Origin of the sequence: Streptomyces sp. SolWspMP-5a-2, assembly GCF_900091845.1 — a bacterium.
Lineage (GTDB): Bacteria > Actinomycetota > Actinomycetes > Streptomycetales > Streptomycetaceae > Streptomyces > Streptomyces doudnae.
In genome coordinates this window covers 12,645-35,948 of record NZ_FMCI01000353.1, presented here as the reverse complement: position 1 = coordinate 35,948, position 23,304 = coordinate 12,645, and the positions used below count along the sequence as shown (strand labels likewise).

General features: G+C 70.1%; 19 protein-coding genes and 1 pseudogene. 8 read left to right on the top strand and 12 right to left on the bottom strand.

Annotated elements, in window-relative coordinates; translation table 11 throughout:
* The 3 genes from GA0115242_RS35160 to GA0115242_RS35145 all read left to right on the top strand — a co-directional run.
* A partial coding sequence (locus GA0115242_RS35160) for a baseplate J/gp47 family protein (RefSeq protein WP_176729975.1) occupies positions 1 to 604 on the top strand: 604 nt, incomplete at its 5' end.
* Positions 601 to 1,167 (top strand): phage tail protein, encoded by a 567-nt coding sequence (locus tag GA0115242_RS35155; protein WP_093835709.1) that lies wholly within the window; start codon positions 601 to 603, stop codon positions 1,165 to 1,167. The genes GA0115242_RS35160 and GA0115242_RS35155, both read left to right, overlap by 4 nt.
* Before the next feature lie 3 nt (positions 1,168 to 1,170).
* Entirely contained in the window at positions 1,171 to 2,235 is a 1,065-nt protein-coding gene (locus GA0115242_RS35145; protein WP_107461564.1) for an NADase-type glycan-binding domain-containing protein, read from the top strand.
* Between the two features lie 116 nt (positions 2,236 to 2,351).
* Here GA0115242_RS35145 and GA0115242_RS35140 read toward each other — a convergent pair whose 3' ends face one another.
* Positions 2,352 to 2,711: a winged helix-turn-helix transcriptional regulator gene (locus GA0115242_RS35140; RefSeq protein ID WP_093835708.1), complete on the bottom strand. Its 360-nt coding sequence runs from the start codon at positions 2,709 to 2,711 to the stop codon at positions 2,352 to 2,354.
* A gap of 105 nt (positions 2,712 to 2,816) precedes the next feature.
* On the opposite strand from GA0115242_RS35140, the gene GA0115242_RS35135 reads away from it, so the two are divergent.
* The gene (locus GA0115242_RS35135; RefSeq protein WP_093835707.1) at positions 2,817 to 3,656 is read left to right on the top strand and encodes an SDR family oxidoreductase; all 840 of its coding nucleotides are present in this window, start codon (positions 2,817 to 2,819) and stop codon (positions 3,654 to 3,656) included.
* A gap of 350 nt (positions 3,657 to 4,006) precedes the next feature.
* On the top strand, positions 4,007 to 4,264 hold the full coding sequence (locus GA0115242_RS35130; RefSeq protein ID WP_093835706.1) for a hypothetical protein: 258 nt from the start codon (positions 4,007 to 4,009) through the stop codon (positions 4,262 to 4,264).
* A 265-nt stretch (positions 4,265 to 4,529) separates the two neighbouring features.
* On the opposite strand, the gene GA0115242_RS35125 is transcribed toward GA0115242_RS35130, so the two are convergent.
* Positions 4,530 to 4,895, bottom strand: a complete 366-nt coding sequence (locus GA0115242_RS35125; RefSeq protein ID WP_141721877.1) for a hypothetical protein — start codon at positions 4,893 to 4,895, stop codon at positions 4,530 to 4,532.
* A 212-nt stretch (positions 4,896 to 5,107) separates the two neighbouring features.
* The gene (locus GA0115242_RS35120) at positions 5,108 to 6,646 is read right to left on the bottom strand and encodes an ArnT family glycosyltransferase (RefSeq protein WP_093835704.1); all 1,539 of its coding nucleotides are present in this window, start codon (positions 6,644 to 6,646) and stop codon (positions 5,108 to 5,110) included.
* Between the two features lie 306 nt (positions 6,647 to 6,952).
* Between GA0115242_RS35120 and GA0115242_RS35115 the strand changes: the two are divergent.
* The 3 genes and pseudogenes from GA0115242_RS35115 (at position 6,953) to GA0115242_RS35105 (ending at position 10,428) form a co-directional block, all read left to right on the top strand.
* Positions 6,953 to 7,829, top strand: a pseudogene (locus tag GA0115242_RS35115) (IS5 family transposase).
* Positions 7,830 to 8,427: 598 nt separating this feature from the next.
* Positions 8,428 to 9,690 (top strand): Vps62-related protein, encoded by a 1,263-nt coding sequence (locus GA0115242_RS35110; RefSeq protein ID WP_093835703.1) that lies wholly within the window; start codon positions 8,428 to 8,430, stop codon positions 9,688 to 9,690.
* A 552-nt stretch (positions 9,691 to 10,242) separates the two neighbouring features.
* The gene (locus GA0115242_RS35105) at positions 10,243 to 10,428 is read left to right on the top strand and encodes a hypothetical protein (protein WP_093835702.1); all 186 of its coding nucleotides are present in this window, start codon (positions 10,243 to 10,245) and stop codon (positions 10,426 to 10,428) included.
* A gap of 59 nt (positions 10,429 to 10,487) precedes the next feature.
* Here GA0115242_RS35105 and GA0115242_RS35100 read toward each other — a convergent pair whose 3' ends face one another.
* The 9 genes from GA0115242_RS35100 to GA0115242_RS35060 form a co-directional block, all read right to left on the bottom strand.
* On the bottom strand, positions 10,488 to 10,691 hold the full coding sequence (locus GA0115242_RS35100) for a hypothetical protein (RefSeq protein ID WP_093835701.1): 204 nt from the start codon (positions 10,689 to 10,691) through the stop codon (positions 10,488 to 10,490).
* A gap of 295 nt (positions 10,692 to 10,986) precedes the next feature.
* Positions 10,987 to 11,724 (bottom strand): TatD family hydrolase, encoded by a 738-nt coding sequence (locus tag GA0115242_RS35095; protein WP_093835700.1) that lies wholly within the window; start codon positions 11,722 to 11,724, stop codon positions 10,987 to 10,989.
* Positions 11,721 to 13,058: a Qat anti-phage system QueC-like protein QatC gene (qatC, locus tag GA0115242_RS35090; protein WP_003963857.1), complete on the bottom strand. Its 1,338-nt coding sequence runs from the start codon at positions 13,056 to 13,058 to the stop codon at positions 11,721 to 11,723. The genes GA0115242_RS35095 and qatC overlap by 4 nt, the downstream gene beginning before the upstream one ends.
* On the bottom strand, positions 13,055 to 13,768 hold the full coding sequence (locus GA0115242_RS35085; RefSeq protein WP_093835699.1) for a hypothetical protein: 714 nt from the start codon (positions 13,766 to 13,768) through the stop codon (positions 13,055 to 13,057). The genes qatC and GA0115242_RS35085 overlap by 4 nt, the downstream gene beginning before the upstream one ends.
* Positions 13,769 to 15,739 carry a KAP family P-loop NTPase fold protein gene (locus tag GA0115242_RS35080; RefSeq protein WP_093835698.1) on the bottom strand — a complete coding sequence of 657 codons (1,971 nt, stop codon included), beginning with the start codon at positions 15,737 to 15,739 and terminating at the stop codon, positions 13,769 to 13,771.
* A gap of 403 nt (positions 15,740 to 16,142) precedes the next feature.
* The gene (locus tag GA0115242_RS35075) at positions 16,143 to 16,508 is read right to left on the bottom strand and encodes a hypothetical protein (RefSeq protein WP_093835697.1); all 366 of its coding nucleotides are present in this window, start codon (positions 16,506 to 16,508) and stop codon (positions 16,143 to 16,145) included.
* 531 nt (positions 16,509 to 17,039) lie between these two features.
* Positions 17,040 to 19,973, bottom strand: coding sequence for a helicase associated domain-containing protein (locus GA0115242_RS35070; protein WP_093835696.1), 2,934 nt, complete (start codon positions 19,971 to 19,973; stop codon positions 17,040 to 17,042).
* 106 nt (positions 19,974 to 20,079) lie between these two features.
* Positions 20,080 to 21,099: an ATP-binding protein gene (locus tag GA0115242_RS35065; protein WP_093835695.1), complete on the bottom strand. Its 1,020-nt coding sequence runs from the start codon at positions 21,097 to 21,099 to the stop codon at positions 20,080 to 20,082.
* Positions 21,093 to 23,261 (bottom strand): DDE-type integrase/transposase/recombinase, encoded by a 2,169-nt coding sequence (locus GA0115242_RS35060; RefSeq protein ID WP_093835712.1) that lies wholly within the window; start codon positions 23,259 to 23,261, stop codon positions 21,093 to 21,095. The genes GA0115242_RS35065 and GA0115242_RS35060 overlap by 7 nt, the downstream gene beginning before the upstream one ends.
* Between the last annotated feature and the right edge of the window lie 43 nt (positions 23,262 to 23,304).

Sequence of the window (23,304 nt, the reverse complement as noted above, 5' to 3'; positions counted from 1 at the left end):
GGTCACCGCGGAGGACTACGAGATCATCGCCGGCCAGGCGGCGCCCTCGCTGCGCCGGGTCCGCTGTATGCCTGCCGCCGACGAGGCGGGCGCGGTCCGTGTCCTCGTGGTGCCGGACGCGGTCGCGGACGAGGGTGACGACCGGCTCCGCTTCGAGCAGTTGATCCCCTCCGACCAGGTGCTGCGGGCGGTCACCGCGAGCCTTGACGAACGCCGTCTGATCGGCACCCGGCTGGTCGTCGAGCCACCGGTCTACCAGGGGGTGACGGTGGTGGCCCGGCTCGCGGCGCCCGCCGACGCCGTCGACCGGGTCCGTGACGCGGCGCTCGGCGCGCTCTTCCGCCATCTCAACCCTCTGGTCGGCGGCGCGGACGGAACCGGCTGGCCGTTCGGCAGGCCGGTCCAGTACGGCGACGTCTTCGGTGTTCTGCAACGCGCCACCGGTCACGCGCTGGTCGAGGAGATCCTGCTGTTTCCCGCCGATCCGATCACCGGCCGGCGCGGTGCACCGGCCGACCGCGTCGACCTGGCCGCGGGCGCGCTGGTCTTCTCCCACCAGCACCAGGTGGTCGTCACGGCACTCGAACCGGAGGCCCGCGGATGAGCCGCGCCGCGATACCGGGCCTGCCGAGCCGGTACCCGATCGGGGAGCAACTGCCCGCGCTGTACGCCGAGGACGACTTCGCGCAGCGCTTCACCGGCGGCCTCGACACCGTCCTCGCCCCGGTCTTCTCGACCCTCGACAACCTGCCCGCCTACCTCGATCCCCGGCTGGCCCCCGCCGACTTCCTCACCTGGCTCGCGTCCTGGGTGGGCGCCGCCGACGATCCGCAGTGGCCGCCGGAACGGCGCCGCGAGGCGGTCGCCCGCGCGGTGGAACTGCACCGCTGGCGCGGCACCCGGCGCGGTCTCGTCGAGGCGCTGCGGCTCGCACTCGGCGCGCGGGCCGAGGTCGAGGACGGCGGCGGCGCGGTGTGGTCGAGCACCCCCGGCGCCGACCTCCCGCCGGCCCCGTCCGCCGAGGTCCTGGTCCGGGTGCGGCCCCTGGAACCCGGAACCCGGCTGGATTTGGCCAGGGTCCACGAACTCGTCAGGACCATGTCCCCGGTGCACACCACCTGCCGGGTGGAGATCCTCCCCGCCCCGCCCGCCGAAGAAGGAAGGTGACCCATGCGCGCCTGTCCCGTGTGCGGGGCGTCCAACGGCCCCACGGACGACTTCTGCGGCAACTGCGGGACGTACCTGGGGTGGTCGACCGACGACGAGGCCACCGGCCCTCATTCCACCCGTTCCACCCCCGACACCACAGAACCCCCCACCCCCACCACCCCTCTCACATCCGCCGCCCCTCCCGCGCCTCCCGCCCCCACCACTCCTCCCACCCCCACCACGCCTCCCGCGGCGGTCACCCCCGCCACGCCGCCCAAGCCGGAGGCGGAGCCCGCGCCCCCCGCCCCCATCCAGCCCGTCCGCCCCGCGCGGCCGGTCGCCCCCCGGCCGGTCGTGCGCCCCGCCGGGACCCCGGACGAGATCACGGGCGCGCCCTGCCCCTCGTGCGGCACCCCCAACCCGCCGGGCCGCCGCTTCTGCCGCCGGTGCGCCACCCCGTTGGACCCGGCCGCGCAGGCACCGCGGCTGCCGTGGTGGCGGACCGTGTGGCCGTTCCGCCGGCGCCGGGTACGGGCGAGTTCGGGACGGGGGTTACGGTTCCTGGTGATCCTGGCCGTGGTGGTGGCGCTCTGCGCCGGCGCGTTCCTGCTGCTGCCCGCCGGACGCGCCCTGTTCGAGGACACCCGGGACAAGCTGGGAAAGGCCGTGCCGATCACGCCGGCGACCATCAGCGCGAGCGCGGAGGTACCCGGGCACCCGGCGGAGAAGACCGCGGACGGACTGAGCAACAGCTACTGGGGCGCGCCCGCCGCCGGCGCCTCGGTGACGTACACCTTCCGGGCGCCGTTCCGCCTGGTCGACCTGATCATCACCAACGGTCCCTCCAAGGAGCCGGAGAAGTACACCGGCGAGGCGCGGGCGCTGGAGATGGACCTGGAGGTGACGTCGGAGGACGGCGGGAGGCAGAGCCGCCGGATCACCCTCAGCGACAAGCCGGGCGACCAGACGATCGCCACCGGGTACAGCGATGTGAAGTCGGTCCGCCTGACGCTGCGTTCACCGGCCGGACTGACGACGGGCCGTCATCTGGCGCTTGCGGAGGTGGAGTTCTTCGAGCGGGGCTGACCGGCGAGGGCGTTGCCGAGTCGGGAGGGGGTCGGGGTCGGTGTGTGGTTCGTGGTGGCTGCCACTCATGTGTCCAGGTCGGCTGGATTCACCTTCGTGACCGTCCCATACCCCCCCTATTCCGGGCTTGTCGGTGATAGCCGTTGGGTGATCCGGTTGAACAAGTCGGTCAGTGGTTCGCCGATGTTCTGGCCGAAGTCGGTGAGTCCGTAGGTGACGTGGGGTGGTGTCGTCGGCTCTACGTTGCGCCAGACGAGGCCGTCGTGGACCAGTGCGCGCAGGGTCTGGGCGAGCATTTTCTCGCTGATGCCCCGGATGGTGTCGCGGAGTTCGTGGAACCGGAGATCGTTGCTCCGTAGGGAGATGAGTACCCAGACGCCCCATCTGCTGGTCACGTGGTCGACGATGTCACGCGCGGGGCAGTCGGTGTGAAACACCTCATAGTGATTGCCCGCTTCGGCTGACGTCACCTGCATGCCTTCCTTCACGTTGGGAGCTTACCTCTGGGTATGTTCTTACGAAAAGTAAGCCTGGGCTCCTAGCGTCAGTTACCGCAGTGCACAACGGACGAGGAGCTGAAGATGATCGTGGTGACCGGGGCTACCGGCAATGTGGGCGGGCCTTTGACGCGGGCCCTGGCCGAGGCGGGTGAGCAGGTGACGGCGGTGTCACGGCGTGCGGTGGCGATGCCGGACGGGGTCCGGCATGTGGCGGCCGACCTGGCCGCGCCGGCGGGTCTCGCACCCGTCTTGGACGGGGCGAAGGCTCTGTTCCTTCTGCTGTCGGGGGACCTTCACGCCCCCGAAGCCAGGCCGGCCGACATCATCGCCCTGGCTGCGGCCCGTGGGGTTCGCCGGGTCGTTCTGCTGTCTTCGCAGGGTGTGGTGACCAGGCCGCTCGGCTTGTCGCGGGTCGCGATGCGCGCGGTGGAGGATGCGTTGCGGGAGTCCGGCCTGGACTGGGCCGTACTGCGCCCGGGCGGTTTCGCCTCCAACGCGTTGGCGTGGGCGGAGTCCGTCCGCACGCAAGGGATGGTCGCCGCGCCTTTCGGTGACGTGGGGGTGCCGGTCGTCGACCCGGCGGACATCGCCGAGGTCGCGGCGGCCTGTCTGCTGGACGACCGGCACACCGGCGGGGTGTATGAGCTGACCGGGCCAGAGGTCATCACGCCGCGTCAGCAGGCGCGGGAGATCGCCGCAGCGCTCGGCTCGCCCGTGCGGTTTCACGAACTCACGCGCAGTGAGGCCAAGGCCATGATGACGGAGTTCGTGCCGGTGGAACTCGCCGACGACACCCTGGACATCATCTCCGCCCCGAACCCGGCCGAACTGCGGATCAGCCCTGATGTGGAACGAGTCCTCGGCCGTGCCCCGCACTCCTTCAAGGACTGGGTGGCCCGCAGCATCGCCGCTTTCCGCTGAGGCACAACGCAACGGAAGCACCCGGGCAGCCTCGTGCGGCTGCGACCGCACGAGGCCGCCCGCCTTCCTACCGCTGCCGCCGGCGTCCCGAACTCGACCAGCAGGGCGCCGGCGCCGAGGAGCTGGCGGTCGGTGCCGGTGCGCTGATGGGCGGCACGCATGGTCACGGGGGTGCACCGGGCGAGGGCAGAGCGGTCGACCCGGGGCGGTGCAGCCGGTCTCCGGAGCGATGGGTCGGGGTCGGCGGGCGGTGGAGGCGTTGCGGTCAGCGGGATACCCAGGGTGGTGAGCCGGGCGGTGGTGCCGGTGATGCGGACGGCTGAACCGGCCGACGACCGTGGTGGGCATGAATGTGTCTCGAGGCGATGTCGGCTGGCTGGTCGGTGACTCCTGCTCAGAGCGGCCTGCTGTTTTCGTCGTCCGGCGAAGCCGGGGCGGCTGTAGCGGATGGGCTTGCCAAGGGTGCGGGTGTAGGCGATCTCGCGGCGGGTGCTGTCTTCGAGGCAGCCGCCGGGGCCGACGACGAGGACGCCGCCAAGGTTGACGACGAGGACCTCGCCGCCGAGGCCGATCCTCTGGACACAGAGGGCGTCCCCAGACGTGCTTGAAGCGGTCGGCGCGGCCCCGGGTCGGCCGCACCGGATGGCGCCGCTTCAGGCTGCAGCCGGGTGCGAGGACGATACGGCTGGCGACGGTCCCGTGGACGCTGCTGTCGGCGAACTGCTGTCAGAAGCGGGTCGACCCGCACAGCACCACACCCCTGGCGCGGAAGGCGGGGGAGGAGCGGGCCGGTCCGGGCACGACGGCCCCTCCTGAGCGGGACGACAGCAGCCCCCCGCTGTCGCCCCGCTCGCGGGTGAGTCGCGCTGGTGGTCAACCGCGGAGGTAGGCGACGACGGCGTGCCCAGGGACGTCGTGCGCGGTACGGGCGGCGACCACGGCGACCTCTGCCGCCGTGACGTCGCGAGAGCCGGTGTCGCCCAACTGCATCGAAGCGGCGACCAGGCTGACGGCGGCGGCACGCACTCGGGCGGGAACGGCTGAGAGCCGGATGGGGGGAGCGCGTTGGCCGTGGCCGTACGGCGGCCGCAGCTCCGCCCGGACGGTGTCGCTGTTGGACTCGCCGCCGCGCAGTGCTTCGTGCTTGCGGTACGGGACGCCCCAACGGCTGCCCGCGTGGTGCAGAAGGCCGACGGGGACCCAGCCGTCTCGGTCGCGGCGGGCACGCACAGTGATCACGTGCCGGAGGATGCCGGTGACCAGGCTGCCGAGGAGGGGTGCCGAGAGGCCCAGGCGTGCAACGCGTACAGCTCGCCGGCGACCTCATCATCCCGCTGGACTGCGTCGCGGACCCGGCGAACGAACCACCGGCCTAGCACTGGCACGAGTACCGCAGCCGCCGACCCTGCGCAGGACCCTGCCGACCCTGCCGACCTGGCTGTCCGCGCGGATCACGCGTAGGTACGCAGTTCGGGCCACATCTCGCCCCAGGGACGACGAGGGCTGGTGCAGACGTAGACGTGCCCGCCCCACTCGACGTTGTGCACGCCGTAGGGGTTGGAGAGGGTGGCGGCCACGCGGACGTGCCGGAAGTACCGGCGCAGACGGGCGGTGTACTCGGGTGCGTGGCCGGGACCGGGAGCGACCGCCACCACGGTCGTCGCGTCGGGATTGCCCGGCCCCCACCACCAGTCGGAGTTGTGGGCGCTCACCGCGGTGGGCAGCCCCATCCCGCGGCCGAGTTCGTTGACGGCGCCGGCCTCACCGTAGTCCGCCGTGAAGATCACCGCGTTCGCCCGCTGCCCGGGCGCAAGCCCGGTCCACACCTGCCGCACCGTGCCCACCAGTTGCGGCCAGCCCAGGGATTCCCCCGAATTCGCGTTGATGCCGTACGCCCACGCCACATCGGAGGGCGGCAGCACCGGCAGCACGATCACGCCGAGCAGCGCAGTCGAGACGGCTGTTGCGAACATCAAGCCGCGCAGCCGGTCCGGTCGGGATCGCAGCCGGGCGTCGAGTGCCGTGGCACCGGCGGCCAGCAGCGACACGTACAGGCCGCCCAGGTAGTACACCTGCGCTCCGGTCGTCACGGCGAACAGCACGAACAGCACCGCGTAGGCGGTCACCAGGCACTGCCACAGCGGTCGCCCGGACCGCCACAGAAACCGCAGGCCCGCCACCCAGAGGACCGTCATCGCCAGGCAGGCCATACCGAACTGCCCCACGATCCAGGTGAGGACGTTCCCCAGGCCTCCGTTCTTCGCGTGCAGTGCCCGCGTCATCTCGAACATCGCCCAGCCGTGCCGCGACTGCCACCACAGGTCCGGCAGCACGAGCACCACGGCTATCACGGCACCCGCGAGCAGACGGCGGTCAACCGCGGTCCGACGGGCCGGCCCCAGCAGCACGGCGGCCAGCAGGACGATCCCGAAAACAGCCGCGAGGTGGTTGAATTCCGCGCCGATGCCGACCAGCGCTCCCGCGGCCAGCCACCACCGCGTGTCGCCGGTGCGGCCGATCCGCGCGACCACGAACGCGATCGCCGCCCACGCCAGCATCTCGTACGAGGTGGTGTTGGCGAGGTGCGCGCCGCCCAGGAGCACAGGCATGGTGGCGGTCGCGACCGCCGCGAGCAACTGGGCCCGCCGCGCGCCGCCGAACTCCCGCGCGGTCATCCCGCCCACGACCACCGTGCCCGCGGCTGCCAGCGCGGGCCACAGCCGCAGGCCCACCTCCGAAACCCCGAACAGCGACAGCGAGACCCGGGCCAGCAGGGGCGCGAGCGCGGGCTGATCCACATAGCCCGCCTGCAGGTGCCGGGCACAGTCCAGGAAGTACAGCTCGTCGATGTGGAAGCCGTAGCGCGACGCCAGTGTCATCAGCACGGCCAGGACCACCCCGGCGACGGCGAACACCCGCCGGTCCAGCCGCGCGATCCCCTCGCCGGCCACTCCGCCCGTTGGCCGCCCCGCGCCCGTCACGTCCCCCATCGCCGCTACCCCCGGTTCCCGGCACTCCGCTCGCGCCGTCCGCGCGACCACTGCGGCCCCGGCGCGCACACCCCCGGGCCGCTCGTACCCTACGCACCGAGCAGGCGCGCGGTGAAGCCTCCCGGCCCGATGCCCCCGGGAGCCCTCGGGCCGGACCGTGACGCCTGAGCTGCCCGCCGGGTCGTCGGGCAACGCCGCGGCGACCGCTTCAAGGAGCAGACGGCCAAAGGCGTTCGCTGCCTGACAGGCCGCTGGCACGGCGTCGCAGACCGGCAGGCGCTAGGAGCTGTCCGAAATTGATTTGCGCTGGGTCGGGGTGAGTTGACGGATGCGGCATGGGAGCGGACATCGCCCATGCTGCCCGGTGTTGATGGCCGTGGTCGTCCGTGGCGGGATCACCGGCAGGTGGTCAACGGGGTGCGGTGGCGGTTCCGGACCGGTGCTCCGTGGCGTGATCTGTCGCAACGCTACGGTTCGTGGAAGACCGTCTACGAACGGCATTGCCGCTGGTCGGCGGACGGCATCTGGGACCGGATCCTGCATTCGGTCCAGGCCGACGCCGACTTGGCGGGGCGGGTCGACGGGTCGATGGCCGGGGTCGACTCGACGTCCTGCCGGGCCCACCAGCACGCGGCCGGCGCCCGCAAGGCCAAGCCGCGGGTCCAGAAAAAAGGACGACGCCCCGGCACCACCGCCCCGACGAGGGACTCGGACGGTCCCGGGCCGCCCTGACCTGCAAGATCCACCTCGCCGGCCAAGGCGGCTGCCGCCCCACGCCCCTCCTGCCCACCCCGGGACAGTGGCGACGCACCGCAGATGATCGAGGTCCTGGACCGGATCCGAGTTCCGAGGCCACAGGCGGAAGGCCCCGAACCCGGCCGGACCACATCAGCGGCGACAAGGCAAACAGCTCTCGCCAAAACCGCCGCTACCTGCGAAGACGCGACATCCGGCACACGATTGCGGAACCGAAGGACCAGCGGTCCGACCGCGCGCCGCAAGGGCAGCAACGGGGGCAGGCCCGCCGGCTTCGACCGCGACCGCTATCGGCGGCGCAACGAGGTCGAACGGACCGTCAACCGGCTCAAGAACTCCCGCGCAGTCGCGACGCGTTACGACAAGAGGGCCTACGTCTTCCACCGCACTAACCGTCGCAGCGATCCGACTCTGGCTCCGTCAGTGATCCGCCGGACAGAACCTGGGCCCAGGCATCGGAGGGCTTCGGCGCTGCCACCCTCTACGCCTACTTGCTGCTCCGCCCGGACACCGCCGCCCGCGTCCGCGCCGCTGTCCCTGTGCTCGGGAGCCCGGCCGATCTGGCCACCAAAGCGACGGTGTTGTGCGCAGCTGCTCCAGACCGTGATCCGTGGAGACAACCTCGCTTTCGAAGGCCCGCTCCAGGAATGGTCCGAGGAACTTGTCCGTCGCTGGCTGGGGGTGACCCGTCCGGCCTCGTGTGCCGGCTGCATCCCGTCACCAACTCCCGGCGGCGGACGGCCACGTGCCGGGTCTGGGCTGGTGAGGTGCTGTGCGCGGTCCGGGACCAGAACGGCGTGGTGGCCTCAGGGCGTCCGGTGCGACGCTTCCCGAAGCGGCGGGGAACCAGCGGAACCGGCCGCCCCTGATCGGGTGACTCGACAGTGTTCTGAGGCCGCCGAGTGAAGCCTGCGTGATCTTGTGGCACGGTTCGGCGAGGTTTCATCACGTGGGCGCCGGACGCCGCTCTCCGGAGTCCGGAGAGCGCCGGACTCCGATGAAATTCCTGCGACGGGACGTGCGGTATGCAGACGACAGCGATGGATTTCGGCGAGCTGACACTCGCCTTCACGGACGAGTTCACCTGGTGCTGGGACGACAAGAACACAGGTGGCACCCAGTGGGTGAGCTTCTGGCATCCAAAGGCCCCGAAAGGGTTCCGGGCATTGGGATCAATGGGCTTCAACGCGTGGGAATCGGCGAATCTCAAGGCGAAGATCCCGCACGCCGACAAGGCCAGCAAGACGAGTGAGCACCTCGTGGTCCTGTGCGTGAAGCAGAACTCCAGTGAAGCGTCGAAGAAGGCATCCACACCGGCCCTGGCTGCGCCGCGGGACTACGAGGAGGTCTGGAGGGACACCGGCAGCGGCGGGAAGTACTACTGCTCGGTGTGGCGCCCCATCCCGCCGAAGGGGTATGTAGCCCTGGGCTGCGTGGTGGCCGAGAACACCTACGACAAGCCGTCGACGGACGCCGTGTGGTGCGTGCGCAGGGATCTCGCGTTCCGTTCCATCGTGGAGCAGACGTACACCGACAAGGGCACGGGTTCCAAGCGCGACTTCAGCGCCTGGCAGAACAAGACCCCTGGCTTCAACAGTCCGGACGAGACGCTGACCGCGCTGATCGCGCCCAACACGTTCGCCGCCCACGTGAGCCACAACCAGCCTGACGGCCTGCCCGAGATGTACGTCCTGTGCCTTCCGATTCCGTCCGACGAGCCCGACCCCGGAGCGACCCCCAGTCTCGGCAGCACGGCCAAGCCCGCGGAGAAGACGAAGGCGAAGGTGACCGAGACCGCCTGGATCCCCTTCACCGCCATCGCGGACAAGGACTACACCGTCCCCTGGAAACTGGAGCACTCACCGTTCTACAAGATCGAACGCAAGGCGAGCTGGGTCCTGGCCGGACACATCAACAACACGACCAGCGTCGCTCAGAAGACCACCGCGAGCACGACGACCGGCACCACGGATGCGGCGGCGGACACGTGGGGGGGCGACGTCGGATTCTCGTTCGGGTTCAAGAAAGGGTGGACATCCCCCATCGGCTCGGGCGAGTTCAGCATGTCGTTCAGCGTCACCACGAAGTTCTCCCGGACCGAGACCACGACGAAGATGACATCCGAGACCTGGACCCAGGAACTCATCGCGCCGCCGCACAAGGCCGCCGCGATCTGGGTGGGTAACCACACCATCCAGGTCGTGCGCGGCGACGGAACCCGCGTCGGCCCGGAACTCTCCTTCAACGACGCCAAGAGCGTCCACTACGACGATTTCCCGGACAAGTAGCCGTACCCGGCTGCAGTTCGGCGCTCCCAGACGACAAAGGGCCTGGACGAGCTGGACCGCTGCACCTTGCCGCAGCCGTCGGCAGGGTGCAGCCAGGGCGCTGAGACTGCGCCACCTCGCCCGCGCCCACGGAGCCGTCCGGGCCGCGTGACCAGCCGTCCCCGTCGACCAGGAGCAAACGGTTGCGCCTGTCTGCTGCGCTGGGTGCTGCGCCAAGGGCTGCGGTAGGTGTTGCGCAGCCTGCAAGAGCGTCCCCGTGTCCGCGCAGGTCACCGCGCGGTTCTGCCGTGGCTTGCTGACATCCCCGTTGCGGCTGCTTGGCCCATGCCCCCTCGCCGGTGTGAAGGAGGAAGAGACGGGCGGGATGGGCGGCGCGGGCCGCGGCAGGGGACCGGGGCACGCTGAACCGGTTGCGCGTCGGCCGGGCCGCCCCACCGCCGTCAGCCCGGCGGCGGCCGGGACGGAAGCCGCCGGCGCCCCGGTGCTGTCCTTCCGATGCCGACCCCCACCAGGGGATGAGGCGGGAGAGTCCCGCCGGATGGAGGTACCGCTGTGAAGGTCCGACTCCTGGGCGGCCCGCTCGCCGGTCGCGTACTCACGATCGCCGACGCCCCGTGGGCCGGACGCTGGTTCACGGCCGGTGACGCCGACTGGGGCCTGTACGTCCCCGGGCACCGCAACCCGGCGACCGGCACCGTCCTGGCGGAGGTCCGGGTCACCATCCCGCGCCGCCGGTAATGGCCCACCGGTGCCATGCCGCACGAATCCCCGGGCCCTGACAGCGGGCCCGGGGCCGGTCAGAGCCGGGGCGGTCGGTAGTCGTCGCGCTCGGAGTTCGGCCCGTACCGCTCGATGAGGGCACAGGTGCAGGTCCCGCCCTCGTAGCACACCTTGTCGCACTCCTCGTGGTGTTCCCGCGTCGGCCGCTCCGTCGGGGCCGCCGACGGAGCGGCCGACGCGGGGGCGGCCTCGACGGTCAGGACCGCGCCCGCCCAATCCATGCCCAGTGCGGCGAGGGCGATGTCCAGGAGTGGTGTTCCTGATCAGTGGTGGATGGGCTGACCTGTGCTTATCGGTCTGGGGTGGGGGACAGGTCGGGCGGAGTGGTTGTCCTGGGCGTGTGTGAGTTGGGGTGTGGTGCCGTGGCGGGTGGGGGTGAGCTGGGTTTTTTCAGGTAGTGGGTTCTGGTGATCAGGTTGTGTCATCTGCGGTGAGCGGTGGGCATGTTCAGTGATTGCTGGTACGTGCTGCTGCGAGAACGGAACTGTCGGTGGTGGCTGCCAGGCAGAAGCATGGCTATGTGCTGCTGAGAAGTCGTTGTTGGTTGCTCTGGAGTTGTTGCGTGGCGTGTTCGGGCGTGAGTGCCCAGCGAGTGGCGAGGTGAACAATGACGTCGGCGAGGTCTGCTGGTCGGGCCGGGCGTTTTCCATAGCGGGCGAAGGGCCCGTCGGTCTCGAGGAGGATTCGGTCGGGCGGGAGGGCGTCGAGTAGGGCGCGGCCTTTTACTGAGGTGGTCATGGCGGGGTTGACGGAGAACCACAGTCCTGCGGCTAGGGCGTCGTCTACCAGGGTTAAAGGGCCCGTGTACCAGTGCAAGATCGCAGCGGCGGCGCCGGTCTGCGCGAGTCGAGAGAGGGTGTCCTTCTCGGCGCCGCGACTGTGCACGGTCATTGGCAGGGCCCCGGTTCGGGGATCGGAGAGGATGGCCTCGAAGATTCGCAGTTGCGCGCGGCGGGTGCTGCGCCCGGCGGGGGAATAGTCGAGCCCGATCTCGCCGATCCACTCCGCTTCGGGCAGCATGCGCAGGAATCGGGCAAGATCGGCGGGAGTGAAGCTGTGGGCTCGTAGAGGGTGCATGCCCAGTGCGGGGTGCACGCCAGGGCGTCTGCCGAGCCGGGCGCGCAGCAGTCGGTATTCTCCCGGGTCTTCGGAGACGGCGACGACGTCGACCGAGGCGTCGGCGGCCTGGCGCAGGACGGCGACCGGATCTTGGTAGCCGGTCAGGTGGCAGTGGCTGTCGAGCAGGGCGTTCACGTGTGGTGTTCCAGTAGTTGTGCGAGCTGCCCTCGGGCGCCGGCGGTGAGCCAGGTGCGGACCTCGGCGGTTCCGCGCCGCCAGACGTCGATGTACGCGGTGCGTTCGCCGCGGGGCAGTGGACCGTTGCGCAGGATGTCGCTGGAAGGTCGGCCGGGGCCGGTGCCGGCCAGAACAGCACGCAGGTCGGCGCTGCGGCCGGAGGCCGGATCCAGGAGTTCAGGATCGGTCAGTGCGTCCCATGCGTAGTGCTCGGCCCGATCCCAGCCGGCTTTGGCCATTGATGCCCGTCGGATCAGACAGGGGAAGCAGTATCCGCAGTTGCCCTGTGCGCGTTCGGCGTAGCGGGCGGCCTCGGGGTGGGAGCAGGAAATGCTTTCCGGGGAGAGTTCGCGCAGAAGGGGCTGGTTCCGGCTGCTGGTGAGCATCTCGCCTTTGGTTTTCAGGCGGTAGGGATTGATCAGGGGGTTGGGAACGCCGATCGCTTCCTTGGCCTGCTCGAGCAGCGCGAGGTAGTGCGGATGGGTGGTGCGGGTGCTGAGGCTCCCGGCCCGGGCACGGGTGAGGGGCACGTTGACGCCGATGTAGCCGTTCTCGGGCAGATAGACGGGAACGTGTGGACTGATCGAGGAAGCGATCGCCAGGGCGGTGGACAAAAACATCAACGACCGTGATCGGGTGGTGGTTTCACGGGCGTGGGGTAGTGCTCTGGCCTGGAGTGGCTGGGCAGGCGCGGGCCGCAGGAAAAGACGCAGGGAGACCACGCGCGGCCCGTAGTGGGCGCGCAGTTGCCGGAATAGACGGGTCTGCGCTCGTGGTGTCTGGCCGCCCTCGTAGTGCGACAGGAGGTACAGGCGCTGCTCGGGATTCCCTTCCAGCAGGTCGATCACCCCGCACAGGGAGTCCAGGCCGCCTGAGAACAGACATACACCCTCTGCAGCGACCTGACCCTGGACGTCGTCCGATGCGCGCCGCAAGGGTGGAGACTGCTGGGAACGCGGATGCAGAGTCCACCGGTCGCCGGTCAGGAACCGCAGCATCTCCTGCGATGCCTCAACCGGCCAGGCGTCGGCGTTTTGTGCCGGGAAGCTGAGGGTTAGATCGCGCGTCCATGCGTCCTCGGTACGGCTTCGCTCGCTCACTCTGTCGGTGACGTATGCGCCGAACGCCATGACCATCAGATCGGCTGCCGGACGGGTGGGCTGAAAGGACCTGAACAGCCCGAGGCCGGCCTGCATCGTGGCCTTGGGCGAGCCAGGCATGAGGTCCAGCAGTACCCCGTCCGGCGGTGCCGGATCATCGAAGTCCTCGGTGCGCACCGTGAACTGCGTCATGCCAGTTCCTCCAACGCCTGGTAAGCCAGTTCCACAGCGCTCTCGACGAGGGCACGGCCGCCCGGGCCCGACCAATCCACGCTCAACGGGTCCATCGGCAGCTCGATGGCCACGCAGTCCTCGATGATCTGGCGCATCTGCCGGTCCGCGCGGCGTGCTGCTTCCGGGGCGGCGATGGTGCCAAGCCGTTCGGCCACCACTGGTACCCGGTTGTAGATGTAGTGCGTCAAGAACAGTTCGAGTAGCCGTTCCACATCGTTCCGGCTGGCGGCCTGGTGTTCCAGTTCCTCCCAGGAGTCAGCCTCCCCGAAAAGCTCCTCCAGCACATCGCAGACCGCGTCCCGAGCCGCCTGCCCGTCCAGGTCCCCTCCGGCCCCGGCCAACTGCGTCACCAGTTCGTCAACTACTTCGAACCGGTCCCGGCCCACCAGATTGCCCAGTGATGCCTGGCGCAGCGCCTCGCCCAGCCCGTCGGAGGCCACCCCGGACAGCAGGCCGCCCAGCCGTTGTGCTGTGCTGCGCCCGGCCGCCGCGCCCGCGAAGGCGGCTGCGGATCCGCCGAGGACCGGGACGTGGCGGGCAAGGACGGCCGCGGCCCGGCTGCGCGGCGCGGAGCCACGGCTGACATCGCGGGTGTAGGCGGTTGCCGCGTGTTTGAGGGGCGTCCACGCCCCGCCGGAGCCGCTGGTGCGATCGGTGGAGGTACCCACTCAGCGCCTCCCTTGCCGCCGCTGGCGCGCCTGGTGCACGATGCCGCCCGCCGGGGTGCCGGTGGCCTCCCAACTGTCCAGCAGCGCTGCCACGGCGGGGTCGGTGACGGGCAGTCGGCGCACCAGGGTGGTGATTTTCGGACGCAGGATCTCCAGGGGAATGATCTTTAGCCGCTCGCACACGTCCCGTGCAATTGCAGGAATCCGCTCGCACAACTCTGCCACGCCATCCGTGGCCGAACCTGCCGGATCGCGCTGGACCACCTGCATCAGGTGGTCCACGAGCGTCGGTAGATCCTCCGCAGCCACGGTCTCCTGCACCCGTCCCACCGCTGCCCGGCGCTGGCCGGCCACGTCGGACTGGAGTCGTCCAAGCAGTTCCTGGATGTGTTCGGGCAGAAGTGCGGTGCTGGCAGCCAGCGTCAATTTGGCCCGCGCGAACGTAAAGTACGGGCCGAGGTCCATCCCGGCCAGCGCGGGATCCATCCGAAGCCAGGCGCCGATGTGCGGCTTTTCTGCCCAAGCATGCACTTCCTCGCTCAGTTCGCTCGTGGTGGCGTCCTCCCGGCGCGATGGTCGGCGGGCAGAGGAGCGCTGTCGGGCACGGTGGTCTGTGGAGGAAGCTGGCTTCCCGGGGGGAACGTCCGCTCCTGCCTGCGCGGTCGGCACGGGGTCGCGTACATATTGTTCGGCGGCCAAGAGCTGGCCGTCTCCACCCGATCCCAGCGCCTGGACCTGCCAGTCGAAGAGCCTCTGGAAGTCAGCCAAGTACTGCTCTTCCAACACCATGAGCTTGGCCAGGACTGCAGCGTCCAGTGACGTGCCGCGGCGCTCGGCGCTCGCCAGGCGCAGTGTCAGGGTGTTCATGAACCGCTTGATCTGCCGCGGATTGCCCCGCAGGGCGCCGCCGAGCACGGGGGCGATGGCTGCGGCCCACGTCATGTCTTTGTACAGCTGCGCCGGCATGTCTGCCCCCAGGCTGGCCGATGCCATGCCCGCATTCAAGGCGACTCCCAGCGCACTCTCGCGCCTCCGCTGGGCGACTGCTGCAGTCACCACCGTGAACTGCTCCGGCGCAAGGTGCAGTTGGGCCAGCAGCAGGTGCATGTAAGTTTCGGCCTCCGGCGCGGACAGTACCGGAATGCTGATCTTGACCTGGAGCATCTTCTCCAAGTACTCCGCGCCCAGCCCAGAAGTGCCCGGTCGGCCGAGCCCTGGGTAGCGCCGATCGATGGCAGCCTGCACGACCTCGGAGTGGGCGGCGATCACAAACGCGCTCTTGTCGACGTTCAGGAAGAGCCGGATTGCCTCGAAGGTGTCCACGACAGTGTGGGGCAGGCACCGGTCCAAGTCATCGATCATCACGATCACGGCGCGGACCTGATCCAGGGAGCCCACAAGACCGGCGAACTGCTGCCGGAACGCCCCTGGGTCGGCAGGAGCGGAATCCTCATCGCCACTCTCCACGTCGGGCTCTTGGCCCGGGTTCATTCCGCCGACTGCGCCCTGAGCGATGGTGGAGGCCATGTCTGCCAGGCTGGGGTCGAGCGCACCGGCGGCCATCGCCGCACCAGCAGGCAGCGCTGTGCCGACCAACATTTGCACCGGCCGTCTCAAGCTCCTAGCCATCCGCTTGAGACGGCCAGCCTGCTCAGCCTCAGCGCTGCCGACTTCGGCCTCTTGCTGTAGGCGCGTCAGAACAGCTTCCATCAGTGCAGCCTTGATGTCCTCGTAGCCCTCGTACTGCCATGGGCTGAACGGGACCACGACGAAGTGACCGGCCTCGTCGGCTGGAAGGGACGACAGTTCCGCCGAGACGATCTTCAACAAGCTGCTCTTGCCGGATCCCCAGCCGCCGATGACACCCAGCGTTAGCGGAAGCAGCCGTGGTTGGGTAAGAGCAACGACCATCTCGTCCACAAGAAAGTCGAACCCAAGTAGGTCCAGTTCCGTCTCGTTGTCCGACCACATGCTGCCTCCCGGACCTCGTACCGCACGGCCCCCACCGTGCGGGTTCATGATCCTAGAGCGAAGGGCCGAAAAGGGGACCTAGTTCGTCAACGTTCCCTCGGCCCTCTTTGCCACGGTTGGTTGCAATGTGCCGTTGCGCGTTGCTGGCGTATGAACATCCTCAGGCCTTGTCCGCCTGGAGGGAGTACCCCGCCCCGGATCCACAGGCCGTGGACTACCGGACGCAAACACGCTACGTCGTGGGCAGGACCGTGCTGGACGGCGCGGCGCTCGCCGAGGCGGACGACACCAGCGTCTGGCGCATCACTTCGAGCCCTGTGCATCACCCGAACGTGCTGGCGCGACGACCTCGTCTCCATCCGGACCCGTGCGGTGCGCTTGGAGAAGACCCCGGCGTTCTTGTCTACGCGGATGCTGGTGTCTGGCCCGCGCCGCCCGGGCCGGCGGGTGGTAGGGCTCCTGGTGGTGGTTCGGGCGGTGGCTGTGGAGTGGCGGCGAGGGCTGTTGCTTGCCGGTAGCTGATGATGGCTTGGATTCTTTTTTCGGGGTCGGTTATCTGGTCGAGGGTGGCGGCGAATTTCTCGTCGACGAGGGTTCCTTTTCGTTGTCGTGAGTGTTCGAGGATGAGGCTGGTGAGGGGGACGGCGAGGTATGCCGCGATGACAATCACTCCGACGGCCCACCAGGGTGCGCCGCCCAGGGCGCCGGCGAGGATGGCGGGGAGTCCGGCGAGGAAGCCGGTGATGGGGGTGAGGGAGGAGGAGTTCATCGCGTGGATGCCCTTCCAGCACGTGACGGCTGGGCCGCCTCATGCCTGAACGAGCCGTGCGTGGACGGCTGGGACGGGGAGAGGCGGCACAGGTGCGCCGTGGCGTGAGGGCATGCCGAGGACCGGCGCCGCCGTCGGGCGGGCCGGTGGTGTTTTACGGCAGGCCTATCAGCCCCCTGAAAGACCGGTTCTTCGGTCTCGTGGGGTGCTTTAGATGTTTCGTGTGGCGGTTTCTGCGGAAGAGGTTTTTTCGGCTTTTTGGGCAGGCTCCAGCTATGTAGCGCAGCTAACAAAAAGGCTGCTAATAAAGCCCCTAAGCCGGTTCATTTACCTTTTCCGTTCCGCCTTTCTTTGCTCGTTGGCCTCGTGCCACCTCGTGCGGGCACGCCAGGCCTGCCCACCAGTATCGGTCATCACGCCGCCGTCTGAGACCTCTTCGGGCAGATTACGTCCGAAGTTCTCGCCGACCCGGGCTGGTTGAGGGTCGATTGACCTGAGTCGGAAGGTGCCGGTGCTGACCGGAGGGGGAGTTCAGACGTTGACGAGTCCGGCTGTGGTGAGGAGGTGCTGCTGGCCGGGGTGCAGGAGCAGCCAGCCGCGGCGCTGGCTTTGGACCCAGTGGCGGGCTGCTGGGTGGCGGGGATCGGCCTGTGCTTGGTGGTAGGTGCGTTGCCACAGGATGGGCCAGGGCGGGTTCCACCAGGGGTCGATCACGGCGAGGGCCCGCTGGGTGGGGGAGGGGCTGCTGCGTTTCTTCGCGAGCTCGCGCTGCCGGTTGAGCCATTCGCCGAGGGGGAAGCCGTCCTGGACGGTCTTGATCGGCGGGCAGAGGTGGCCGTGTTCGCCAGCCCAGGTACGGGCATGCGTGAGGGCTTCGGCGTGGGGCCGGGGCCGGGGGCTGGGCGGCCACTGGTCGGCTGTCTGAGCGGTGATGCCGATCGCGTTCAGCAGGTGCTGCTGGTCTGGGTGGAGCTGGTCGTACTGGAGGCACGCACGGGCGATCCAGCTGCCCAGGACGGTGCTCGGTGCAGGGACGCGGGCGGCGGGGTCGAAGGGTTCGCCGGCTTCGGTGTGGTCGCGGGCGCGGTAGTAGTTGCGCTGCCACTCGCTGTTCCAGGGCGGATTCCACCATGGGTCGATTGCGGCCAGCTCGGTCAGGTGGGGAGAGGGGGGCAGGCCGTCGCGCGCGCGTTGTTTGGCGCGGTTGCGCTGGCTGAACAGCCACATGCCCAGGGGGTAGCCGTCGTGCCGGGTGTCGCGGGGGGCTGCGAGGTGGCCGTGTTCGGCTGCGTAGGCGCGGGCGTGTGCCAGGGCTGTTTCGAAGCCCGGCCGCAGGTCGGGGCGGTGCCCGAGGCGGCTGCGGGGCTCGCGGGGACGCTTGGGTTCGGCGGCACGCCGTGTGCGGTGTCGATGGGTGGGAGCGGCAGGATCCGCATCCTTTCCGGCCGGGCTGGGCTTGTCTGTCTGGGGAGCCGGGGCGGCAGCCGGTCTCGGTGGTGCCGTCCGTGCGTGTTCCCGGGCGCTGCGTGCCACTTCGGCAGTGATGCCGATGTCGGTGAGGAGCTGCCGCTGCTCCTCACTGAGCTCGTCGTACGTAGCGCTCTGGCGCCACAGCCAGTCAGCGGCACCAGAGTCGGCGAGGTCACTGAAGCCGTTCTCGGCCTGGAGGAGATTGCCGACTGCGGCGTCACGAGCCCGGTAGTAGTGGCGCTGCCATGACAGGCCCCAGGGTGGGTTCCACCAGGGATCGATGTCCGCGAGGGCCTGAGCCCGGTCGGCGGGCAGGGGTCGGCGATCAGAGCGACGGCCCCTGCGCTGGTTGCCCAGCCACTGACCCAGTGGGTAGCTGTCGTGCATCGCCGCGTGGGCGACGACGGCGAGGTTGCCGTGGACGTCGGCGAATGTGCGGGCATGCGCCAGGCCTACCTGGAAGCGTTCTGCGTAGCTGCGCCGTCGGGGGTGGGCGGCGGCCGCCGCCGCAGGGTCGATGCCGATGTGGGTGAGGAGGCGTTGTTGTTCGGGGTGGAGGCTGGGGTAGCGGGTGCACTGCAGATACAGCCATTCACCAAGGCTGTAGCTGGTGGTGGGGAACCCGCGGGCGGGCTCGAGCGGTCCGTTGGCTTCCATGTGATCGCGGGCTTGGTGCCAGGTGCGCTGCCACAGCGTGCTCCAGGGCGCGTTCCACCACGGGTAGAGCGCGTTGAGGGCGGCGGCTTGGTGGGCGGGCACGCGGGTGTGGCGAGTGCGCAGGTTGGACAGCCATGCGCCCAGCGGGTAATCGCCGAAGGAGTCTTCCTTGGGGACGGCCAGGTGCCCGAACTGCTGGTGGTAGGCACGGGCGTGCGCAAGGCTCCTCTCGAAGGCACGTTCGGCCTGGAGACTGTGGCCGCGCAGCCGTTTCACCGGCCGTGGTTCTGGCTGGCCGCTGTCGGTGCGTGATTCCGGTGGGGGCAGGAGATCGCTGAGGGGGCGGGGCCGGTGCGATGAATGCACCTTCCATAGCTTCTGCTGCGCCGCGGGTGTCGGGTCGGCGTGGATGAGCACGCAGGAGTGGGCCCAGGCGAACAGCGGCCCGTGGGTGACGTCCGCGAGGCGGTGGGCGAGCCAGGGCCGCCCGAGCCGGTCGGCGAGTTCGGCCAGCAGCGCGGTTATCTCGCCGAGGCGGTAGGGCAGATGGACGCGGGTCTGGGCGAGAGTGTGCTGCTGCCACCGGGGGTTGGCCAGGACCCGTGCGACGGTGACGGCCTCGGGATAGCTGATCAGGTCGCGTGCGGCCACCTTCCACCAGCCGGGATCGGCGCCGTCCGGGCGTGTGGCATCGAGTCGCGCCGGCCAGGCGCGTTCCTGACGGGGCCAGGGCTGCTCCCACCAGGAGTTGGTGACGGCACGAGCGACCTCGAAGGCCTGCGCCCCGATGGGGGAGCGGTGCAGCAGCCTGGCATGCTGCCGTTGGGCTTCGATCACTTCCGGGCACCGGCCGAGGGGGACGGCCAGCCCGCCTGTGTGGGGCAGGTACAGGAGCCAGTAGCGGTGGCGTGCGCAGACGCGCTGCTCGGGTGCGAGGTACCGGCGGGCGGGCGCCTCTCGTCCGGTACGGGCGGCGGTGCATGCGGGGCAGGCCGGCCCCCATGCGGCGACGACCTCCTCACCGCGCAGCAGCCGCCCGACCGGGCCCGTCCCGTACTTTCCGCTCGGCTCTTCCCGCGTCCATGCGGGCAGCGCCTGCTCGAGCACGTGCTGCGGAACATGGCAGAGTGCGGCGACCCGGTCGCGTGCCTGGGCGTTGAGGTGGATCTCGCTGTCCGGGTACAGCATCCCGGTGAGGTTCTGCAGGCCGCCGGCCTCGGTGACGGCGGCGAGCACGTCACGGATCCCGAGGTGGTACCGGGCGGCGATCCTGGTCAGGAACGACAGCGTCAGCTCCCCGTTCAACGCGGCGATGCGTCCTGCCGCGCCGCCGCTCATGGCGGATACGATCCCGCCGGATGCCGCCCGTTCGCGCTCCGCTCGTCTGTTCCGGGGCAGGCGTGCGGGTGCGGGTGTGCTGGACCGGTGCGCCATTGCGGATGCCCTACGTGCGCCGTGCGGGCCGGGACGGCCTGCCCCGGGCTTCGGCGGCCGCGTCGAGTTCGACCTCGGCGAGCAGCTGTTTGGTGATCCGCTCGGTGCCTTCCGTGATCGCGATCAGGGCGGCTTCACGGATGAGGTGGGAGAGGCTGCCGATCCGGCCCGCGGTGCGGGCGTGGAGGTAGGCGGCGTGCTTGACCAGGGTTCCGGTCCGGTGTGCGCGCAGCCGCAGCAGGTTCTCCATGGCCTGCACGAGGTCGTTCCAGACGGCCCGGTCCTGCTCGGTCGCGTACGCCAGCGGCCGGTGCCTGAAGAGCTTGAACCGGCCGGCGATCTGGGCCCCGCGCACTCCGCTGAGCAGTGAGGAGGTCTCGATGTCGATCGCGGAGTACACGAAGGTGGCCGGGATCCGCTCGCCGAGGTACTTGAGCTGGTCGGAGGTTTCCGCGCCGGCGCGCCGCTGGGTGTCCAGGAGGTGGACGTCGTCGACGAGGACCAGCTGGGTGCCCAGCTCGCCAAGCAGGTCGCACACGGCGCCGGTGATCTGGGTCTGGTTGAGGCGGTCGGTGATGGGCATGTTGAGGAACCGGGCGAACTCGCTGACGAGCATCTTCGGGGTGGCGGCCGGCGGCACGCTGATGAACAGCACAGGCCTGCGCGCGGCCTGTCCTGGGTGTTGGCGGGCGTCGGCCAGCTGGAAGGACCGCCCGAGCGCCATCATCGTGGTGGTCTTACCCATGGTGGCCGGGCCGGAGATGATCAGACCGCGGCGGGCGCCGGCCTGCTGGCGGCGGTTGACCAGCAGCAGCCGGCGTACGGCGGTGAAGACACTGTCCATGGCCGGGGTACGCATGACGGCGAGTTCGGAGTGGTAGTCCTCGCGCTCCGTCTGCGACCAGACCGGGTCGGCGGCATCCCGGGCGGGGGCCGGTGCCCGGTGAACGAAGGCGTCCCAGCCCTGCCATACGGTCGGAGGGGCCAGCGGGGCGAACCCGGCGGTGTCGTTCGGGGACAGGCTCACCATCGCAGGGACTCCTCGACGGGGTCGTAGACCGTGACCCGGGGAGGCACAGGCGCAGGCGTATCGGCTTCCTGCGGCAGACCGGCCGAATGGCCGCTCAGCAGCGCGCCGTCAGCCGGCCCGATGCCCACGCCACCGTCGCCGGCGCAAGCGTCCTCGTCTTCGCCGTCATCGGCGAAGAGGTTCTCACTATCAGGCTCCAGCACCCCGGCCGGCGGCTGCTGGCCGTACAGGATCCCCCATACTGCGCCGTCCTCGTTCGCGGCGGCACCGGCACCGGCACCGGCGCGGGCCCGGGCGGCGACGACCTTCTCCCGGCGGGTGCCGTGTCCGGCGGCGGCGCGTTCCAACAGCTCGCGCAGCGCGAGGGCCAGGTCGTGTTCGTGGCTCACGCGGCTGCCGCGCTGGGCGACGGTGCGCCTGACGTGCTGCCAGGTGAAGTCGGTGAACGGGGCGGTGACCAGGGTGCGGTGGATCCAGGGCACCGCCTCCCAGCGGTATCCCTGCGGCAGGCCGGCATCCGGCAGACGCACCCAGACCTGGCCAGGGGCGTGCGGGTTGCAGTGGATCTCCCACAGCCCGTCCGCCGCGGGCGAGGACTCGCCTCGGTAAGGGTTGAGGACCTTGTGGTCGTAGGTGCGGTAGTCGATGCGGATGCCGTAGTCGTTGATCTTCTGCCGTTTGACGGGCATCAGCTCGATGTAGTCCTCGCGCCCCAGCGGTACCGGGACGTACCCGCACACGGCGACCAGTGCCGCCCACATCTCGTTCGGCGACAGAGCGCGGCGGGGCATCATCGGGTGCCGCAGCCCGTCGTGCTCGCGCTCCTGCCACCCGCAGATGATCCACTCCTGCAGCAGGTCGTCCAGCTGGGCCAGCGTCCATACCGCCTCGCCTTCGGTATCCCGGCCGCGCTCGCCGGTGTGGGAACCCGTGTAGCCGGCCACGTGCTGGGCGAACAGCGTGTTGATCGAGGAGAACGTGCGCTCCACATGCCCTTTGGCCGGCCCGTTGCCCGGCGGCGCCGGCTGCAGGGAAATGCCCAGCGACCCGCAGGCAGCGACGAACGAGGACGAGACGAACACCTTGCCCTGATCGACCACGACGGTCCGCGGGGTGATCATCGGCCGCGCCGCGGCACCTTTCAGCCGGTCGTCCACGCTCAGCAGCCGCTCGTACGGGATCACCGAGCATTCCATCGCCAGCACCTCGGGCCACGCGGGCCGCATCGGCGCCGGCATCATCATCTGCGCCAGCAACTGCGCCGCGTCCACACTGCGGGTCCCCTTCGGCCGCAGCACGGCCGCGCAGATACTGCGGGTCGCCACATCCAGCGCGATCGTCAGCTCGGGCCGCTCCACCACCCCCTCGTCGAGCACCACGAAGACATCCAGCACGGTGCTGTCCATCATCACCAGCTCACCCGGCGCCATCACCGTCGTCGGGACGAACGGGGGAGCCGGGCGCGCCGAGCGCCAGCGGCGCTGGCGCGCACTGCCCAGCAGCCCTCGCCCGTCGGCCAGGGCGTGAACGAGCCGGTTGAACGTCGCCGTCGACGGCAGCGGCACCACCCCGGGGCCGTGCCGCTCGGCCAGCAGCCGCTCGGTGTACACGCGCAGCCGCCCCAGCGTCCCACTGGAGCGTTCCTGCCCGGCCTCCAGCACCTCGAGCAGGGCGGCCACCACCCGCTCATCCGCCCGCCCCAGTGCCGACCGGGGCCGAACGGCCCGCTGATCCACCAGTGCCCACACCCCGCCGTCGCGGTAGCGGGCCCGCATCCGCCGCACCGTCACCGCGCTGGTCGCCATCCCCGCTGCCGACAGCTCCGCCGCCTTCGCCTCGTCCCGCTGCGCCAGCGTCCGCACCTGCGGGTCGTACGCAGCCCGCGCGGGGCTGGCCGCACCGGATCCGCCGGGGTGCCCGGTCTCCACCTCCCGCACGTGCCGCTCCCAGGCAAGCGCCCGCTCCCGCACCGGTGCGGGCAGCGACTCCAGCAGGCCCAGCGGCGGTACCCGGCAGACGGCCGGCGCGGCCACGACCTCGAACCCCTCGTCGGCGAACAACAGCGACAGCAGCAGTGCCGCCATCTCCCCGTTCTCGGCGATCAGCCGCACCTGCCCGCCGGTGAGGGCCGCTACCGTCCAGGCCCGCCCCTCGAACCGCACCCGGGCCCCCACCTCCACCACCGGCCCGCCGGACCCCCGGCCC

Coding starts and splice junctions, on each gene's coding strand:
- GA0115242_RS35135 (WP_093835707.1), top strand. CDS start 2,817: ATGATCGTGGTGACCGGGGCTACCGGCAATGTGGGCGGGCCTTTGACG.
- GA0115242_RS35080 (WP_093835698.1), bottom strand. CDS start 15,739: ATGTGGTCGGACAACGAGACGGAACTGGACCTACTTGGGTTCGACTTT.
- GA0115242_RS35145 (WP_107461564.1), top strand. CDS start 1,171: ATGCGCGCCTGTCCCGTGTGCGGGGCGTCCAACGGCCCCACGGACGAC.
- GA0115242_RS35070 (WP_093835696.1), bottom strand. CDS start 19,973: ATGAGCGGCGGCGCGGCAGGACGCATCGCCGCGTTGAACGGGGAGCTG.
- qatC (WP_003963857.1), bottom strand. CDS start 13,058: ATGACGCAGTTCACGGTGCGCACCGAGGACTTCGATGATCCGGCACCG.
- GA0115242_RS35110 (WP_093835703.1), top strand. CDS start 8,428: ATGCAGACGACAGCGATGGATTTCGGCGAGCTGACACTCGCCTTCACG.
- GA0115242_RS35100 (WP_093835701.1), bottom strand. CDS start 10,691: ATGGATTGGGCGGGCGCGGTCCTGACCGTCGAGGCCGCCCCCGCGTCG.
- GA0115242_RS35065 (WP_093835695.1), bottom strand. CDS start 21,099: ATGGTGAGCCTGTCCCCGAACGACACCGCCGGGTTCGCCCCGCTGGCC.
- GA0115242_RS35120 (WP_093835704.1), bottom strand. CDS start 6,646: ATGGGGGACGTGACGGGCGCGGGGCGGCCAACGGGCGGAGTGGCCGGC.
- GA0115242_RS35130 (WP_093835706.1), top strand. CDS start 4,007: ATGTGTCTCGAGGCGATGTCGGCTGGCTGGTCGGTGACTCCTGCTCAG.
- GA0115242_RS35155 (WP_093835709.1), top strand. CDS start 601: ATGAGCCGCGCCGCGATACCGGGCCTGCCGAGCCGGTACCCGATCGGG.
- GA0115242_RS35075 (WP_093835697.1), bottom strand. CDS start 16,508: ATGAACTCCTCCTCCCTCACCCCCATCACCGGCTTCCTCGCCGGACTC.
- GA0115242_RS35140 (WP_093835708.1), bottom strand. CDS start 2,711: ATGCAGGTGACGTCAGCCGAAGCGGGCAATCACTATGAGGTGTTTCAC.